3 protein-coding genes are annotated in these 2,157 nt (G+C 43.9%); all 3 read right to left on the bottom strand.

Translation table 11 applies throughout. The features are described from left to right. Positions 1-812: multiheme c-type cytochrome (locus V3S16_RS14085; protein WP_413886014.1), on the bottom strand; the 812-nt coding region annotated here is incomplete at its 3' end. Between the two features lie 16 nt (positions 813-828). Continuing rightward, positions 829-1,335 (bottom strand): cytochrome c3 family protein, encoded by a 507-nt coding sequence (locus tag V3S16_RS14080; protein WP_413886012.1) that lies wholly within the window; start codon positions 1,333-1,335, stop codon positions 829-831. Between the two features lie 18 nt (positions 1,336-1,353). Further along, on the bottom strand, positions 1,354-2,157 hold an 804-nt coding region (locus tag V3S16_RS14075), incomplete at its 5' end, for an ammonium transporter (RefSeq protein ID WP_413886010.1).

Below are 2,157 nucleotides of genomic sequence, written 5' to 3'. Positions count from 1 at the left end.
GAAAGCCGATCGCTTACGTTGTGAGTCGGTTCCATCTCGCCGCTTCCCGACATATGGCATGTCGCGCAGGTTGGCGCCCGATAATGTTCCGTACTCCATGCGTTGCCGGCAACATTCATATCCCAGGATTTATTTTCTGCTGCATAAATAACGCCATGTTTAGATGACATATAAATCTCGTATTGCGGATGGTCGGGACCGAGGTGGCAGGTGCTGCAAGCTTCCGGTCTTCTCGCTTCCGCCACAGAGAATCTGTGTCTGGTATGACACGCCGTACAGGACCCTTGGGAACCATCAGGGTTGATGCGACCGATACCGCTATTCGGCCATGTTTCAGGATCAAATTTACCATTCTCGACTTTGACAAGTGAACCATGACAACTCTCACATCCCATGATGGCCGCTGCCTTCCCTTCGATTTTGTAAGCAAGCGTGTTATCGCCGGCCCTGTCTCCTTTGAGGTCCAGTACAAATGAAACCGCCTTATGATGAAGCGAATCATTGAATTGTGCGACCTGTTTTGGATGACATCTGGAACAATCTTTCGGACTGACTAACGCGGAGATATAGGTCCCTTCATGAGCTCTCGCATCCTTATCCGTCTTCGCAGCTTCATGACAGTCAATGCAAGTAATCTCTGCTTTGGCATGAAGGCTTTTTTCCCAATCATTGACAATGCCGGGAGAAACACGGTCGTGACAGGATATACATTTTTTTTCGATGTTTTGCTGCTTCCTTAATTCATAGCTGCCGGCATATGCAGATGGACTGCTGGATAATAATAACAATGTGAGTATTAGTAATATTTTCATAAATTCTCCATAAACATTAACGACTTACATGGACCAGGTTCTCATGACAATACAAGCACGTTTGGTTCACTTCACCTTTTAAAAAGGCCCTGTGAGCAATAAGACCACCTTTGGACAACTCAGGAGGAAGAAGATTCTTGTGACATTGTTGACATGATTCTGATTTGATCTTCTTGACAGCGGCATACCTCCATTTTTCATGATCAATCTCGTCCGGATCCAAAATAAGATGCATAAAAGAATCTTTTGCCCCCTGTGTGATTTTTGTATACCACTTATTGAATGACCCAACCGGAAAGTGACAGTCGGCACATTCCGCTACAACACCATGTTTATTTGAATAATGTACAGAAGCTTTATATTGTTCGTACGGTTCAACCATTTCATGACATGATATACAAAATTCTGTCGTAGAAGAATATTGATATGACCACATGGTAGCCAAATAAGATCCTGTGATGAATAAAAATGTTGTCATTGAAATAATCGCTATCTGTTTTTTAGTTGGCCTATGAGATGGCATTTTCTTTTCATTTGTTTGTTATCCACGATTTTGAAAATCAGGATAAGCGCTAACCGAGTACTCAGAGAGGTCAAGTCCAACAAATTCCTCTTCTTCGCTGACCCTCAACCCAATGGTCATTGCTATTAATTTAAAGATAAGATATGAGATTGAAAACGCCCAGGCAAAAGCTACAACTGAACCGAGAAGCTGTATCAGGATATTATGTAGTGAAAACATATCATTTGTTTTAAATATCCCTACAGCAATAGTTCCCCAAACTCCGCAAACCCCGTGTACTGATATTGCTCCTACAGGATCATCGATGCGTTTTTTATCAAAAAAGATAATTGAATTGACAACAATTACGCCGGCAATGACGCCTATCACCACAGACCATACCGGCTCAACATGTGCACATCCAGCTGTAATAGCAACAAGTCCGGCTAACGCCCCGTTTAGAGTCATTCCAACATCAGGTTTGCCATATTTAAACCAGACCGTGACCATGCTGGAGATCGCTGCGGCCGCACCCGCAAGCGTAGTATTGATTATTATCTGGGCAATCTGTTCATCTCCCGAAAGTGTATTGCCGGCATTAAAGCCGTACCATCCGAACCACAATATGAGGGTGCCAAGCGCTGCCAATGGGATGTTGTGACCTAGTATTGGAGATACACTTCCATCTTTTTTGTATTTCCCGATTCTGGGGCCAAGTACAAGGGTGCCTGCAAGCCCTGCCCAGCCTCCGACAGAATGAATCACAGTTGAACCGGCAAAATCAATAAAGCCAAGATTCGCAAGCCATCCATCACCATGGTAAATTCCACCCCATACCCAACT

Origin of the sequence: Candidatus Desulfatibia sp., assembly GCF_036446775.1 — a bacterium.
In the GTDB taxonomy this organism is placed as follows: Bacteria; Desulfobacterota; Desulfobacteria; order Desulfobacterales; family UBA11574; genus Desulfatibia_A.
This window is presented reverse-complemented; position numbering and strand designations above follow the sequence as displayed.